This window comes from Amycolatopsis sp. cg5 (assembly GCF_041346955.1).
Classification (GTDB): domain Bacteria; phylum Actinomycetota; class Actinomycetes; order Mycobacteriales; family Pseudonocardiaceae; genus Amycolatopsis.
On sequence record NZ_CP166849.1, the window covers coordinates 765,565 to 780,975 of the forward strand.

The 15,411-nt window shown below is 69.3% G+C and carries 12 protein-coding genes; 6 read left to right on the forward strand and 6 right to left on the reverse strand.

Features of this window, described 5'->3' with window-relative positions:
* Positions 1–14: 14 nt before the first annotated feature.
* The 5 genes from AB5J62_RS03905 to AB5J62_RS03925 form a co-directional block, all read right to left on the reverse strand.
* Positions 15–2,249 carry a histidine kinase gene (locus AB5J62_RS03905; protein ID WP_370946734.1) on the reverse strand — a complete coding sequence of 745 codons (2,235 nt, stop codon included), beginning with the start codon at positions 2,247–2,249 and terminating at the stop codon, positions 15–17.
* Positions 2,250–2,355: 106 nt separating this feature from the next.
* Positions 2,356–3,228, reverse strand: a complete 873-nt coding sequence (locus AB5J62_RS03910; RefSeq protein WP_370946735.1) for a zinc metalloprotease — start codon at positions 3,226–3,228, stop codon at positions 2,356–2,358.
* Positions 3,229–3,359: 131 nt separating this feature from the next.
* The gene (locus tag AB5J62_RS03915; RefSeq protein WP_091294075.1) at positions 3,360–3,899 is read right to left on the reverse strand and encodes a GtrA family protein; all 540 of its coding nucleotides are present in this window, start codon (positions 3,897–3,899) and stop codon (positions 3,360–3,362) included.
* 483 nt (positions 3,900–4,382) lie between these two features.
* Positions 4,383–4,904: a GtrA family protein gene (locus AB5J62_RS03920; protein WP_370946737.1), complete on the reverse strand. Its 522-nt coding sequence runs from the start codon at positions 4,902–4,904 to the stop codon at positions 4,383–4,385.
* A 19-nt stretch (positions 4,905–4,923) separates the two neighbouring features.
* Entirely contained in the window at positions 4,924–7,140 is a 2,217-nt protein-coding gene (locus AB5J62_RS03925; RefSeq protein ID WP_370946739.1) for a sigma-70 family RNA polymerase sigma factor, read from the reverse strand.
* A 219-nt stretch (positions 7,141–7,359) separates the two neighbouring features.
* Between AB5J62_RS03925 and AB5J62_RS03930 the strand changes: the two genes are divergently transcribed.
* From AB5J62_RS03930 to purE, 5 genes are read left to right on the forward strand one after another with little or no spacing between them, the layout of a single operon-like run.
* Positions 7,360–8,199 (forward strand): GGDEF domain-containing protein, encoded by an 840-nt coding sequence (locus AB5J62_RS03930; RefSeq protein ID WP_370946740.1) that lies wholly within the window; start codon positions 7,360–7,362, stop codon positions 8,197–8,199.
* A gap of 44 nt (positions 8,200–8,243) precedes the next feature.
* On the forward strand, positions 8,244–9,569 hold the full coding sequence (locus tag AB5J62_RS03935; RefSeq protein WP_370946741.1) for a glycosyltransferase 87 family protein: 1,326 nt from the start codon (positions 8,244–8,246) through the stop codon (positions 9,567–9,569).
* Entirely contained in the window at positions 9,550–10,701 is a 1,152-nt protein-coding gene (locus tag AB5J62_RS03940) for a glycosyltransferase 87 family protein (RefSeq protein ID WP_370946742.1), read from the forward strand. Before AB5J62_RS03935 ends, AB5J62_RS03940 begins: the two co-directional genes overlap by 20 nt.
* 13 nt (positions 10,702–10,714) lie before the next feature.
* Entirely contained in the window at positions 10,715–11,899 is a 1,185-nt protein-coding gene (locus AB5J62_RS03945; RefSeq protein ID WP_370946743.1) for a 5-(carboxyamino)imidazole ribonucleotide synthase, read from the forward strand.
* 9 nt (positions 11,900–11,908) lie between these two features.
* Positions 11,909–12,409 (forward strand): 5-(carboxyamino)imidazole ribonucleotide mutase, encoded by a 501-nt coding sequence (gene purE, locus AB5J62_RS03950; RefSeq protein ID WP_370946744.1) that lies wholly within the window; start codon positions 11,909–11,911, stop codon positions 12,407–12,409.
* Between the two features lie 56 nt (positions 12,410–12,465).
* Here the strand turns inward: purE and AB5J62_RS03955 are convergent, their stop codons facing one another.
* Entirely contained in the window at positions 12,466–14,109 is a 1,644-nt protein-coding gene (locus tag AB5J62_RS03955) for a class I adenylate-forming enzyme family protein (RefSeq protein ID WP_370946745.1), read from the reverse strand.
* Positions 14,110–14,224: 115 nt separating this feature from the next.
* On the opposite strand from AB5J62_RS03955, the gene AB5J62_RS03960 reads away from it, so the two are divergent.
* The gene (locus AB5J62_RS03960; protein WP_370946746.1) at positions 14,225–15,397 is read left to right on the forward strand and encodes an acyl-CoA dehydrogenase family protein; all 1,173 of its coding nucleotides are present in this window, start codon (positions 14,225–14,227) and stop codon (positions 15,395–15,397) included.
* The last annotated feature ends 14 nt before the right edge of the window (positions 15,398–15,411 follow it).

Genomic DNA, 15,411 nt, shown 5'->3' on the forward strand with positions numbered 1-15,411 from the left:
CAGCGATTCCTCGCTCACTTGCTGTCTCCTGGAAGTGGCAACGTCGCGCGGATACGGGTCCCGCCTGAAGTCATCTTCTCCGCCTTGAACTCACCACCGAGCTCGGTGGCCCGCTCGCGCATCGAGCCGAGCCCGATCCCACCACCGCCACGCTCCCGGATGCCGACACCGTCATCGATCACTTCCAAGAGCAACTCGGACCCCACCTGGATACGTACCGTGCAGTTGTTGGCCCGTGCGTGTCGCGTGACGTTGGTGAGTGACTCACAGATGATCCGGTACGCGGCGACGTCGACCGCGGGCGGCATGGGCGGCAGCTCGGCCGGGGTGTCCATGGTGATCGCCATGCCGTGGCCGTCGACGTTGCCGATGTACTCCTCGACCGCCCCGAGCAGGCCGAGACTCTCCAGCGCGGGCGGGCGCAGGTCGTGCGCGAGCCTGCGGATCTCGGTGACCGCGCCGCTCAGCGTCTGCTGAAGCCGTTCGAGCAGCGGTTCGGCCGCCGTGCCGGACGGCAGGCTGCGACGGCCGGCGTGCAGGCCGAGCGTGACGGCGGCGAGTGTCGGGCCGACGCCGTCGTGCAGCTCGCGTAGTAGCCGTCGGCGTTCCTCCTCGCGGGCGGAGACCAGGCGGTCGCGGCTGCGGATGAGGTCGGCGGTCAGCCGCGCGGTGTGCACCACGGTCCCGGCGTGCAGCGCGACCTCGGCGAGCACCGAGCGCTCCTTGCGGCCGAGCACTTCACGCTGGCCGCGGCGGGCGATCACCAGCTGCCCGACCAGCTCGCCCTGGTAGGTCAGCGGAAGCCGGTGCGAGTCGGCGGTCGGCTCCCCGAAGCTCGCGGCCTTCTCGCTGCCGCGCGTCCGGTCGAGTTCGATGGCCACGTACGACAGGCGCAGCTGCGTGCCGATCGTCTCGACCATCGCGTCGAGCTGCTGGGCGGGCGCGCGCACCCCTTCGAGCCGCTTCGCCAGCGACGACACCACGTGGTACGGATCGGTCCGCTCGCCGAACAGCCGCCGGTTGATGATCGACTGCAGCCACGCGCGCAGCGGCTGCACGGCGATCGCGATGGCCGCGGCGGCGATCGCCTGCTGCCACAGCCGGTCCATCGGCGGGAACGCCTGGCTGAGCAGGGTGACCACGCCGATGTAGAGCCCGACCAGCCCGACGCTGAGCGTGCCGTAGACCAGCGAGCGCGACAGCACCACGTCGATGTTGAGTGCCTTGTGCCGCAGGATCGCCACGGTCACGGCGAGCGGGATCGGCAGGAACGTCAAAGTCTGATACTGGATCGGGAACGGCGGGCTGCCGAAGAGCGCGGCGGGCAGTATCCACACGAACAGGTAGACGAGCGCGCCGCCCGCGACCGCGGCGGCCGCCCAGCGCATCCGGCGGCGCAGCTGCGGATCGCGGGTCCGGAAGTACCTGGTGACGAGCGTGACCACGATCAGCGCCGGGTAGACCGCCACCGCGGGCAGCGCGGGCGACCCGGCGACGGCCAGTCTCGCCAGCGGATTGTCCAGCGTGAGCAACGCGAACGCGGCGACGAGCGCGTAGCAGACGAGCGGGCCCGCGTAGCCCGCGAGCACCGCCCTGCGGTAGTTCCGGTACGCCGAGGTCTCGGGGAACGCGAGCGCGAAATGCAGGATCCCGCCCCACAGCAGCGCGAACGTCAGCTGCCCGCCCCACCAGCGCCAGAACTGCGTGCCGGCGACCAGGTCGAGCGCCTGGAGCTGGAAGTAGCCGGACCAGGCCAGCGTCGCCGCCCCGATCGACGACGGCAGGATCGCCGCGTGCGCGGCCTGGTCCCTCGGTCTGACCAGGAAGATCACCAGCGCGGTGACCAGCAGCACGACGTTGACCAGCAGCGACGGCCATCCGCGCACGACACTCGCCAGCACCGGGTATTCGCGCAGCGTCACGTCGATCGACTGGGCGCGGCCGTCGCGGACGATGTCGTAGCGCAGCGCCTGGCCGGCGTGGACGGAAACGCCGTTGAACACATGGTCGGGTTTTTCGCCGTCGATGGCGACGATCCGGTCGCCGACCCGCAGCGGTGTGTCGGCGACGATGGCCTGGACGGTCACCGCCTCGGTCGAGGTCACCGAGTCGCCGACATTGATCTTGGTCCCGTCGGACGGCGCCGCGCCACGCCAGGCGATCCCGGCCGCCGCGATGGCGAGGAACGCCAGCGAGAGCAGCATGACGGCGACGGAGTCGCGCGGCCATCTGCCCCCGGAATTAAACACGTGCTGAAGTCTCTCGCAGGCCTACCTTTTCGCCAAACGGGCTAACGGGGTCGTGAGTGGTACGGCCGGTTAGAACCGGCCATACCACTCACGATCCCTCTTCGGCCTAGGCGCGGAAGGCGTTCCAGGCCTGTTGCATGCGGGTCACCTGGCCGGGCGTGAACATCGTCCGGCAGAGATCATTGGTGTAGTCCATGTGATTGTGGATCGGGTCGTCGCCGGGCGACGGGCACGAGTCCTGGCTCGTCGGGCAGCCGCCCCGGCTGGCGGTGTCCTGCGCCGGGGTGTCGTCGACGTAGTCACCGGGCGGCTCGCAGCCGACACCCTGGAAGGTGTGCAGCAGGCCGAGCCAGTGGCCGACCTCGTGCGTCCCGATCTTGCCGGTGCTCAGCCCGACGAAGGCGCCGCCGGGCAGCACGTCGTGATTGAGGATCACGCCGTCGAGTTGCGGGTTTTCCTTGTAGTCCCAAGGGAAAGTGGCCCAGCCGAGCGCGCTCTCGTCGGTCTGCACCGTGTAGATGTTCAGGTCGCGCACGCCACCCTTGCGCATGGCCTTCTTCATCGCGATCTCGCGGGCGCCCGGCGGGGAGGTGAGCGACTGGTCGTAGAACAGGTCGGCCCGGTCGTACGACGTCGCGCTCGCGGCGGTGAAGGCGAAACCGGTGCCGGAGAACGTCTGGTTGAGCACGTCGACCTGCTTGCTCAGCCGCTGGATCGAGACGGCGCCTTTCGCGCCGTCACTGATCACGTGGAAATGGACCGGAATGCTCACCTGCCCGATCCTCGGTGTGCCCGTTTTCAGTTTCCGCTGCGCGGCTTCCGCCTTGGCCGGACTGAGCTCGCCGCCGTCGGCGAACGCGCCACCGGTCGACGTGTTCTCCCCGGCGCACGCGGTCGCGACGGCCGCGCTGCCCGGCGCCACCAGGCAAGCCAGCGCCAGCGCGGAAACCGCGGTCAACCGGCCGATTCGTCTGCTCATTTCGCTACTCCCCGAGTTCGACAGTTCACGGATAGTGCGTTCGCGAACGTTATCGGGGAATTTCGCAGGTCAACACGGGTGATCACACGGTCGTGCTCGTCTTTCGCCTGTCTGGCTCCGAGCCGTGTGAGCTACGGCCGCAGCGGCGTGACGTCGGCTTCCGGCTCTTCGTCGCGGCGCCGCTTGCCGAGTTCGTCGGGGAACACCCAGCGCTTGAAACCCCAGAACCGGAACACCATCGCCAGCAGCATGCCGATGATCGACCCGCTCGCGAAGTCCGCGAACTCCTGCACGAACCGCGTCACATGCGGGACCTCCAGGTCCAGCACGTACCGCGACACGTACAACGGGATCAGGTTGACCACCACGGCGGTACCGCTCACCAGGAAGAACAACGCGGCCTCATGGTGCCGCTCCCGGCCGCCGCGGGTACGGAAAGACCATTCGCGGTTGAGGATGTACGACACGATGGTCGCGATGATGATCGCGATCGCCTTCGCGGTCGTCGGCTTCGAGTACAGCACGCTGAGCTTCAGCAGGTACCAGATCCCGTTGTCGACCACGAAGGTCGTGCCGCCGACGATGCCGAACTTCAGCAGTTCGCGATGCTTGATCAGCACACGGCGCAAGGGTTCTGGCGTGTGCGCGAGCACGGTTTCGACGACGGCCACGAATCGCAGTCTACGTATCGCCGGTTACGCGTTCACAGACCTGTGCGCCAGGAGGAAAACCCAGTGGTGACGGTCACGGCGCAGGTCAGACGCCTTTCCGCCCCCAATGTCCGTTTCCGCCCCGCTCGCCGAAGCCCGAAAGTGGCTTTCGTCAGATGCGATCTGACGAACGTGGCTTTCGGGCTTCAGGACCTGACGAACGTGGCTTTCGGGCTCACGCCAGGTCCCGAAGGACGCATTGGGGACCTGCCAGGGACCGAAGGACGCATTGGGGACCTGGTACGGACCGAAGGACGCATTCGGGAGGTGCCACGGACCGAAAGCCGCATTGGGGACTTGGCAGGGACCGAAAGCCGCATTGGGGACTTGGCAGGGACCGAAAGCCGCATTGGGGACTTGGCAGGGACCGAAGGACGCATTGGGGTCCTGCTGCGGACCGAAGGACGCATTCGGGAGGTGCGGCGTGGGTGGGGAAGGCCTGGGTCAGGCGGCTTTTTCGTCGGTGAGGGCTGGGGTCGGGCGGCGGTTGCCGCCGCGGACGACGCGGGGGCGGGCGTCGGCTTCGGGGAAGGCCCACTTGCGCAGGGCCCAGAAGCGGAAGACCGTGCCGAGGAGGGTGCCCAGGATCATGCCGCACACGAAGTCGGAGGTCTCCTGAAAGGCGTAGCTGACGTGCGGCGTGTGGATGTGGAACAGGTTGCGCGCGAGGAAGAGCGGCAGCGCGTTCAGGCCGAGTGAGATCGCGCTGATGATGAAGAACAGCGCGGCCTCGTGGCGGTTTTCGCGGCCGCCTCGGGTGTCGAAGGCGAATTCGCGGGACGCGACGTAGGAAAAGATCGTGGCGACCAGGACGCCGATCGCCAAAGCGATGGTCGGCTTGTCCGTCAGCACGGTCAGTTTCAGCGCGTAGTTGATCGCGGTGGTGATCGCGAAGCTGATTCCCCCGACGATCGCGAAACGTAAGAGTTCGCGATGTTTGGTCAGCTGCGCCCGCAGGCTCGGCATGCGCCAGAAGCTACTCCGGTCAGAACGGCAGCCTGATACCGGGGAGTACTTCGCGACCGGTTTCCCCTGGTGGAACCGGCTCTGGCGTCGGCGGAGCGCTGGTGGTCGGCTCCTGCTTGCTTTCGGTCGTCGGTTCCTCGGACGGCTTCGTCGATTCCGGTGTTTTCGTCTTCGAAGTCGGTTTCTTGGTAGGCGAAGTCGGTGAGGTGCTCGGCGTCAAAGTCGCCTCGGAAGGCGGCGCCGGGTCGACCTGGCAGAGGCGGCCGTGGCAGTCGAAGAACAACGTCTGCGAAGCCGAAGCCACGCCGAGTTTCGCCGAGACGGTGACGCCCTGTTCGCGGGGCGGGCGGCGGTCCAGCGCGAGCCAGAGGTCGAGGTGCTCGTTCGGCTTCAGCGAGTCCTTGCTGACGCAGGACGTGCCGTCGGCGATCGGGGCGCACTTGGCGCGCCAGTTGCCGAGGATCAGCTGGCCCGGGTAGTCGAAGGTGACGGTGACCGGCTTGGTGGTCGGCCCGGTGTTGCGGACCGACACGTGCACGACCGGGTGCCGCACCCAGGGCAGCGCCGAGTCCCACGCGCTGGTGACCTTCAGCGCGAGCGCGTCCGGCGGCGGTTTGACGTCGACCTTGACCTGAACCTGGACCTGCATCTCGGTGCCCGCGCTGACCGAGCCGGTGAGCGTGCCGGTCTTCGCGGTGTCGTCGGCGACCAGGCGGAACGTGAGCACCGCCGACTGGCCGGGTTCGAGCCCGGTGCCCGTCTTGCAGACGATCGTGCCGGTGCCGCCGGGGCACGCGACGGCGATCGGGCCCGGCTGTTCCTGCGCGAGGCTCTGCGGCGCGTTGCCGCCACCGGCGGGCACGGCCGTGACGCCGGGCGGGAGCTTCAGCTCGGCCTGCACCGGCTCGGACTTGGTGCCGCCGTCGTTCTTGACGGTGATCGGCATGTTGACCGGGCCGGAACCCGGCTGCAGCTGGACGCCCTGCGCGGGCCCGGCGGCGATGACCTTCGCCGGTGGCGGCGGAGGCGGAGGCTCCGGTGTCGGAGTCGGGGTTTCCGACGGCGTCGGCGGAGCGGGAGTCGGCGTCGGTTCGGGAGCCGGTTCAGGCGTGGGCGTGGGCGTCGGCGCCGGGGGCGGCGGGTTCGGCGTCGGCACGGCGGGCTTCGGAGGCGGCGGTGGGGGAGGAGGCGGCGGTGTCGCGGGCGCCACGGCGGCGGGTGCCTGCACGGCCGCCGGGATCTCCTGCGTGCCGCCACCCGCGGCGAGTGCCACCGCGACGGCGGCCGCGACGGCCACCCCGGACGCGGCGACGCTGGCGAACTGACGCGGTCCGGCCGCCGCACCCGCGGCCGCGCCACCCGAACCGGAGCCCGCGGCCGCGGCCGCGCCGAAGACGGCACCGGCCGTCGCCGCGCTCGCCTTGGCGGCGCCGACCGCCGCGAGGTAGCCGAGCACCCCGCCACCGAGCACCATCGGCGCGATGATGAGGCGCAGGCCGCCGTTGACGTCGGCGAGCTCGGCCGCGAGGTAGCGGCAGCGCTCGCATTCGTCGAGGTGCGTCTCGACCTGGTTCTTCTCCCGTTTGGACAGTCCGTCGCGGGTCCACGCGCCCAGCCGCTCGGCGGTCGCGCGGCAGCGCTCCGCCGACGTCTCGGCCAGGTGGACCTGCAGATACGCCTGCCGCAGGCCTTCACGCGCGCGGTAGGCGAGCGCGGAGACGCCGTTCGCGGTCAGCCCGAGCAGCGGCGCGACCTCGGCGGGCGACTGCTGCTCGATCTCGGTGTGCCACAGCACGGCCTGCCAGCGCTCGGGCAGCCGCGCGAACGCCTTCGCGGCCATCGTGCGCTCGAGCCCGGCGACCGCGGTGTCGGAGAACGGGACGGTCAGCGCCTCGCCGACCGCGCCACCGACGTCGGTCATGTCCTCGGTGAGGTCGACGCGCTTGTCCTTACGCGTCTTGTCATACGCGGTGTGACGGAGTGCGGTCAGCAGATAGGCACGGAAGGCTGAATCGGGACCCTTTCCGGCACGCAACGTGTCCAAAACCTTGGCGAACGCCTCCGACACCAGGTCGTCGGCCTCGGCGCCGGACCGCGCGAGCTGGCGGGCCAGGTTGTGCGCGGCGCCGGCGTGCCGTTCGTACAGCGTGCCGTAAGCGGCGATCTGGCCGTGACGCACGGATTCGATGAGCTCGGCATCGCTCTTGCTGCTGAGATCCGCGGGGACGGTGGACACGGCACTCCTAGGTCTGGACTTGACGCAGCGCTCAGTGTGACGGACGGGGCGGCCGTCGTCACGGAAAGGGGCGGCCGATGACCCGGAGGATGCAAAAATTTCACCCACCCCCGGGGGTGAGCTCGCGCAAAACGCGAAAAAGCTTCCTTCGAAATCACCGTCACGTGTGCCCGTCCATCGCGTCACCTCGTCGGAAGATCAAACGAGAGGGCGTAGCCAGTGGATGTGCCGGCTCTGTTCGGAAACGGCGAACCCGCGTCGTCACCCGGCGATGTGGACACTCCGCTTCGGACACTGCGCGCGCGTTGGCGTGCTGCCAGTATCGCCGCGGGCTGGCGATTTCCGAGCGATTGGGCATTGCCCGAAGTCGACGCCGTCTGTGCGGCGCTGCTGCGCGGCGGCCGCGCCGAGGTGGCGCTCGCCGGACTCGGGAGAGCGCGGGCCGCGGCGGGCGCCGGGCTCGCGGAAACCCTCAACGACCTGGCGGCACTGCACGCCGTGCTGGCCGAACCCGGCACCGCCGACGGCTTCGTCGCACCCGATCCGGACACCACACCGGCGCGGCTGATCCGGCTCACCGCACTGGCCTGGGCGGACGTCGCCACCGACCAGATCGCGCACACCGAGGTCACCGATCCGCTGACCGGCCTGCCGACCGCCGCGTACCTGCGCACCCGGCTCGGCGAGATCTACCGCCAGGCCGAGCGCGACGAGCGCGCCGCGGCCGAGGAGCATCTGCTGCTCGTGGTCTCGATGGACTTCTCGGGCGTCGCCGGCTGGTCACGGCTGACCGGCATGATCTTGGTCGCCGACGCCATCCGGGCGGTGTTCGACGGCGGTGAGAGCGTCGCTTCGCTCGGGCCGTCGACGGCTGCGGCGCTGGTCCCGCGTGACGGGCGCATCGCCTCGCGGGGTGTCCTGCTGCGGCGCGAGCTGAACGAGCGGCTGTCCATCGACTCCCAGCTCCGCGACATCGAACCGGCGCGGATCTCGATCGTCCGCCTGCCGCCGTCGCATCACGGCGCCTGTGAGCTGCTGGACGCCCACGCCCGCTCTTAGGGGCTTCCTGACCGGTGAAAAGCCCGTCATGATTTCCTGATGGGGTGACCCGGACCGTACCCGCCGCCGCTGACGGCGAAGCTTCGGCCAGCCCTTCCCAGCATCGACTCGCGCTGCGCAGGTCGATCGCGCGCCTGTTCCACCGACCGAAGTCGATCTTCATTCTCGCGCTGGCGCCGCTGGTCGCGATCGGGGTCGGCTTCTGGGGCTGGCAGCACGACTGGGTTCTCGGCGTGGACAGCGCGGTCTACCGCGCCGGCGCGATCACGCTGCTCAACGGCGACCCGCTCTACGACGCGAACACGCTGATCCCGGAGCCGTGGTGGGCGCTGCTGCCGTTCACCTACCCGCCGTCCGCCGCCGCCTTCTTCATCCCGCTGGCGTTCTTTCCGGCGCAGGTCGCCTGGGGCCTGCTGACCGCGGTGTCGCTCGCCGCGCTCGCGCTGGTCATCCGGATCGCGATCGGCGCGCTGCCGCGCCCCGCCGCGGACGGCCCGCGCTGGTGGGCCTCGCCCGCGCGCTCGACGCTGGCGTTCTTCCTGGTCTTCTTCGCGCTCGAACCAGTGTGGCGGACGATCTTCCTCGGCCAGATCAACATCATCCTGATGGCGTTGATCATGCTCGACATCCTGGTGATCGGCGCCCGCGGCTCACGCTGGGGAGGCGTGCTGGTCGGCGTCGCGGCGGCGATCAAGCTGACCCCGCTGGTCTTCATCGGGCACCTGTTCGTCACCGGGCGCCGGATGGACGCGGTGCGCGCGTTCGTCACCTTCATCGTGATCCAGGGCGCGATGTTCCTGGTCAACGCGCACGACGCGGCCAGGTACTGGACGGTCACGCTGCCCGACACCGGCCGCATCGGCCCGGTGCACTGGGCCGGCAACCAGTCGCTGAACGCGCTGCTCAACCGCGCGTCCGACCTCGCGCCTTGGGCGTCGAAGGCGGCCATGGGCATCGGCATCGTGCTGGCCATCCCGGCGCTGTGGCTGATGCTGAAGTTCCACAAGAAGGGGCAGGCGCTGGCCGCGCTGCTGGTCACCGCGTTCTGGATCCTGCTGATCTCGCCGGTCTCCTGGTCTCACCACTGGGTCTGGGTGGTCCCGCTGATCGTGCTGCTGGTCTCGCGGCTGCCGCAGACCTCGCCCGCGAAGGCGTGGCGGCGCTGGCTGGGCACGGTGGCGGTGTTCTACGTCTTCGTGAGCTGCGTGCTGCTGCTGTTGCCGAACGGCCGCAATGTCGAGCTGCACTGGAAGGTGTGGCAGAACATCCTCGGCAGTGCGTACATCCTGATGCCGCTCGTGCTGTTCGCCGCGATCACGCTGCGGTGGGGTCTTCAGAAACGGCGGGCGAGTGCTGCCGAAGTCGGCTAAGGCCCTCGTCGCGCTCCTGATCGCGGCGGCGCTCACGGTCGGGATCGTCGGCTGGCTGGCCGGCTGGCACCTCGGCGCGGACAGTGCTGTCTACCGCGCGGGCGCGCTGACCATGCTGAAGGGCGAGCAGGTCTACAGCGATCGCATGCTGACCACGCTGCCGTCGTGGGTGAACCTGCCGTTCACGTATCCGCCTGCCGCCGCGCTGCTGTTCCTGCCGCTCGTCGCGATCCCGCAAGGGCTGATCTGGGGCGTCGTGTCGGCGCTTTCGGTGCTTTCGCTGGCCGTGGTCATCCGGGTGTTCGGTGTCCGGACGCTGTGGTTGCCCGCCGCCGTGGCCGGCGCGCTGGCGCTGGAGCCGGTGTGGAAGACGCTGTTCCTCGGGCAGATCAACCTGATACTGATGGCCGTCATCGTGGTCGACGTGCTGGTCGTCTGCCGTCGCGGCTCGCGCTGGGGCGGCGTGCTGATCGGCATGGCCGCGGCCGTGAAGCTGACGCCGTTGATCTTCATCCCGCACCTGTTCCTGACCGGACGCCGGGCCGACGCGTTCCGCGCGCTGGGCACCTTCGTAGGCCTGCAAGCACTGATGTTCGTGGTGATCCCGTCGGACGCGGCCAAGTACTGGTCGCTCATGGGCGACCCCGGCCGGGTCGGCGCGGTGCACTGGATCTTCGACCAGTCGCTGAACGGCATGGTCAGCCGCGCCTCCCACCTCGCGCCCTGGTCTCTGACGGTCGCGCTGGCCATCGGCGCCGTGCTCGCGGTGCCCGCGGTCTGGCTGGTGTGGCGGCTGCACCGGCGCGGCGACGACCACGGCGCGTTGCTGGTGACGGCGTTCTACGCGCTGCTGCTGTCACCCGTCTCGTGGACGCATCACTGGGTGTGGTCGGTGCCGCTGGTCGTGCTGCTCGTCACGCGCGGGCACCGGCTGGCCGGGTTCGCGGTCGCGGCGCTGTTCGCCTGCTGTGTGGTGATGCTGGTGCCGAACGGCGGCGACCACGAATTCCGTTGGGGCATCGGACTTTCCGTGCTCGGGAACGCGTACGTGCTGGCAGCGGCGCTGGTGCTGGTGGTGCTCGCCGTCCGCGAAGTCCGGCTCCTGCGAACCGTCCCGGTACCCGCTCAGTAGTCTTTACCTCGCTATGGACAAACACACGGGTCTTCCGATCGTCGGCATGGTGGGCGGCGGCCAGCTCGCCAGGATGACGCACCAGGCCGCCATCTCACTCGGCCAGTCGCTGCACGTCATGGCCGCCGGTGAGAACGAGTCCGCCGGGCTCGTCGCGGGCAAGGTCGTCCAGGGTCACCACACGGACCTCGACGCGCTGCGCGCGTTCGCCAAGGACGTCGACGTGGTGACCTTCGACCACGAGCACGTCCCGTGGGAGCACATGTACCAGCTCGCCCAGGAAGGCCACACGCTGCGGCCGGGCCCGGAGGCGCTGGCGTTCGCGCAGAACAAGCTGGTCATGCGCGAGATGATGGCCGGGATGGACATCGCGGGCCCGGCGTTCGCCGAAGTGTCCTCTGTGGAGGACGTGGCGGCGTTCGGTGAGGCGCACTCGTGGCCGGTCGTGCTCAAGGCGGCCGAGGGCGGCTACGACGGCCGCGGCGTCTGGATGCTCGACACCGCGCAGCACGCGCGCGAGGTCGTCCCCGAGCTGCTGGCCGCGGGCACACCGCTGCTCGTCGAGTCCAAAGTGGACATGAAGCGTGAGCTGTCCGCGCTGGTCGCCCGCTCGCCGTTCGGCCAGGGCGCCGCGTGGCCGGTGGTCGAGACCGTGCAGCGCGGCGGCATCAACACCGAGGTGCTCGCGCCCGCGCCGGGACTGAGCGACGGCCTGACGCAGTTCGCCCAGGATTTGGCGCTGCGTATCGCATCCCAGCTCAACGTCGTCGGCCTGCTGGCGGTCGAGCTGTTCGAGACCGAGGACGGCGTGCTGGTCAACGAGCTCGCCATGCGGCCGCACAACTCGGGCCACTGGACCATGGACGGCTCGCGCACCTCGCAGTTCGAGCAGCACCTGCGTGCCGTGCTCGACTACCCGCTCGGCGCGACCGAACTGCTCAAGCCCGCCTGCGTGATGGGCAACGTGCTCGGCGCCGACGAGAAGCCGTCGATGGGCCCGGACGAGCGCGTCCACCACCTCTTCGCCCGCTATCCGGACGCCAAGGTTCACTTGTACGGCAAGGAAGAACGGCCCGGACGCAAACTCGGTCACGTCACATTCCTCGGTGACCGCATGGAAGAGCTGCGCGACCGCGCGCTGCTGTCCGCACACTGGCTGTCCCACGCCGTCTGGCTGGACGGCCACGAGATCCACTAGGAGAACATCATGGCGCCGCAGGTGGGCGTGATCATGGGCAGCGACTCGGACTGGCCCGTGCTGGAGGCGGCCGGTCAGGCGCTCGACGAGTTCGGCGTGTCCTACGAGGTCGGCGTCTACTCGGCGCACCGCACCCCGCAGCGCATGCTGGACTACGCGACGTCGGCCGTCACCCGCGGCCTCAAGGTGATCATCGCGGGCGCCGGCGGCGCCGCGCACCTGCCCGGCATGGTCGCCTCGGCCACGCCGTTGCCGGTCATCGGCGTCCCGGTCCCGCTGAAGTACCTGGACGGCATGGACTCGCTGCTCTCGATCGTCCAGATGCCCGCCGGCGTCCCGGTCGCGACCGTGTCGGTCGGCGGCGCCCGCAACGCCGGCCTGCTGGCCGTGCGCATGCTCGCCGCGTTCGACGAGGACCTGCGCAAGAAGATGACCCGCTTCCAGGCCGACCTCGAAAAGCTCGTCCTCGACAAGGACGCCGCCCTGCGCTCCAAGGTCCAGGGCTCGTAGGTTTTAGCCCGAAAGCCACTTTCGTCAGATGCGATCTGCCGAAAGTGGCTTTCGGGCTAAAGCTGTTGCCGGAGTTCCCGCTTGAGGATCTTGCCCGCCGCGGAGACCGGGATCTCGTCGACGAACTTGAGTTCGCGAATTCGCTTGTAGGGCAACACTTTCGCGTTGATGTCGGCGAGGATCTCCTCGGCCGTGGTGTCGGTCGCCTTGACCACGAAGGCGACCGGCAGCTCGCCGACATCGGCCCGCGGCCGTCCGACCACGGCGGCCGCGGTGACGGCCGGATGCGCGATCAGCAGCTCCTCGAGTTCGCGTGGGTAGACGTTGTAACCCTTGTACAGCAGCATGTCCTTCTTGCGGTCCACAATGGACAGGTAGCCGTCGTCGTCGAGCACGCCGATGTCGCCGGTGTGCAGCCAGCCGTCGACGAGCGCGGCCGCGGTCTCCTCCGGCCGGTTCAGGTACCCGGCCATCACCTGCGGGCCGCGCAGGCAGACCTCGCCTTCGGTGTTGGGCGGCAACGGTTCCTCGCCGCCCTCGGCCGCGACGACCTTGACCTCGGTGTCGAACAGAGGCACCCCGACCGAGCCGACCTTGCGCAGCCCCGAGCGGTACGGCGGCGAGATGACGCCGCCCATGGTGACCTCGGTCAGGCCGTAGCCCTCGGCGATCGGCACGCCGGGAAGCCGTTTCTGCAAGGCCTTGATCATCTCGTGCGGCAGCGGCGCCGCGCCGGAACTGAGCACCTGGACCGAGGAGAGGTCCCGCGTGTGGAAGTCGGGGCAGGTCAGCAGCGCGGCGAACAACGCGGGCGCGCCCGCGATGGTGTGCACCCGCAGGCGTTCGGCGTCGGCGCAGTACGCGGGCGGGTCGAAGCGGTCGTGCAGGTGGATGCTGACGCCGGTCAGCACGGGGATGTTGAGGCCGCCGATCGTTCCCATGGCGTGGAACCACGGCGTCAGGTTGATGGCCACGCCTGCGCCGAGGCGCGTCGGCCATTCGTCCGGGTCGCCGACCTGATCGAGGGTCGGATTTCCGTCTTCGTCGACCGCGGGCAGTGATCCGGTCTGCAGCGCCGCGCACTGCAGCGTGTTGACGACGACGTTGCGATGCGGCAGCCGCACACCCTTCGAGCGCCCGGTGGTGCCGCCCGTGTAGGACAGGTGCGCGAGGTCCCGATAGGGGTCGATCGGCACGTCGGGGCGAGTTTCCGGCTGTCCATCGAGGAACGCGTCGAAGCTCGGCTGGTCCTCGCTCGTCGGCGAGACGACGATGACGCGCCGTACCGAGGTCCGGTCGCGAACGACGTCCACACTCTGCGAAAGCGGTCCGAAGGTGACGATCGCGACGGCGCCGCAGTCGGCGAGCTGGAAGGCCAGATCGTCGGGTGGCAGTAGCGGATTCGCCGGGCTGAAAGTGGCTCCGGCCAGCAAGGTTCCGTAGTAGGCGACGGGATACGCGAGGCAGTTCGGCAGATGGATCGCGACCACGTCGCCGTGCCCGATCCCGTCAGCTCGTAGTGCGTTGGCGAACCGGCAGGCGGCCCGGTAGGTGTCGGTGAAGCTCAGGCTGTCGTCACCGTGCGCGAACGCCGTCCGATCGCCGAAGCGGCGCGCGGCCCCGACCAGCAGCGACCCGACGGGCGCCTCCGGGTAGTCGAGCGAGCGGGGAAACTCCGAGGGCGAGACCGTGAGATCCATCACTCGAACCTACGAAAACTGGGGTGCGGAGCACAAGAACTGGGGTGGACGCCACAGTCCACGATAGTGAACGGACGCTAACATCGAGAGGTTGGGAAATCCTTGCTCGAGAGAGGTGACGCAGGTGTCTGAAGGCCCCGGGCTGTACGAACTGGCCGAGGAGCACGAGGAGCTGCGTGCTGCCGTACGCGCACTCGCCGAGAAGGAGATCCTCCCGTACGCCGCCGAGGTGGACGAGCAGGAGCGGTACCCGGCGGAGGCCAACGCCGCGCTGGTCAAGGCGGGCTTCAACGCCGTCCACATCCCCGACGAGTACGAGGGCCAGGGCGCCGACGCGATCGCCGCCTGCATCGTCATCGAAGAAGTGGCCCGGGTGGACGCTTCGGCCTCGCTCATCCCCGCGGTCAACAAGCTCGGCACCCAGCCGATCATCCTGTCCGCTTCGGACCAGCTGAAGAAGCTCGTCCTCCCGTCGATCGCCTCCGGCGAGGCCTCGGCCTCCTACGCGCTGTCCGAGCGCGAAGCCGGTTCCGACACGGCGTCCATGCGCTGCCGCGCCCGCCTCGACGGCTCCACCTGGGTCCTCAACGGCACCAAGTGCTGGATCACCAACGCGGGCGAGTCCTCCTGGTACACGGTCATGGCCGTCACCGACCCCGACGCCGAGAAGAAGGCCAACGGCATCTCGGCGTTCGTCGTGCACAAGGACGACCCCGGCTTCTCGGTCGGCCCCAAGGAGCGCAAGCTCGGCATCAAGGGCTCGCCCACCCGCGAGATCTACTTCGAGAACTGCGTCATCCCCGAGGACCGCATCATCGGCGAGCCCGGCACCGGGTTGAAAACGGCGCTCCGCACGCTCGACCACACCCGCCCGACCATCGGCGCCCAGGCGCTCGGCATCGCACAGGGCGCGCTCGACGCCTCGATCGCATACGTCAAGGACCGCAAGCAGTTCGGCAAGGCCATCGCCGACTTCCAGGGCATCCAGTTCATGCTCGCCGACATGGGCACCAAGATCGAGGCGGCCCGCCACCTCGTCTACGCCTCCGCCGCGGCGACCGAGCGCGGCGACAAGCGCGCCGGCTTCATGGCCTCGGCCGCGAAGGCGTACGCCTCGGACATCTCGATGCAGGTGACCACGGACGCGGTCCAGCTCTTCGGCGGCGCGGGCTACACCCGCGACTTCCCGGTCGAGCGCATGATGCGCGACGCCAAGATCACCCAGATCTACGAAGGCACCAACCAGATCCAGAAGGTCGTGATGGCCCGCGCCCTCCTGCGCGGCTGAGCCTTTTGGGGTCG

Coding starts and splice junctions, on each gene's coding strand:
- AB5J62_RS03910 (WP_370946735.1), bottom strand. CDS start 3,228: ATGAGCAGACGAATCGGCCGGTTGACCGCGGTTTCCGCGCTGGCGCTG.
- AB5J62_RS03920 (WP_370946737.1), bottom strand. CDS start 4,904: ATGCCGAGCCTGCGGGCGCAGCTGACCAAACATCGCGAACTCTTACGT.
- AB5J62_RS03945 (WP_370946743.1), top strand. CDS start 10,715: ATGGACAAACACACGGGTCTTCCGATCGTCGGCATGGTGGGCGGCGGC.
- purE (WP_370946744.1), top strand. CDS start 11,909: ATGGCGCCGCAGGTGGGCGTGATCATGGGCAGCGACTCGGACTGGCCC.
- AB5J62_RS03955 (WP_370946745.1), bottom strand. CDS start 14,109: ATGGATCTCACGGTCTCGCCCTCGGAGTTTCCCCGCTCGCTCGACTAC.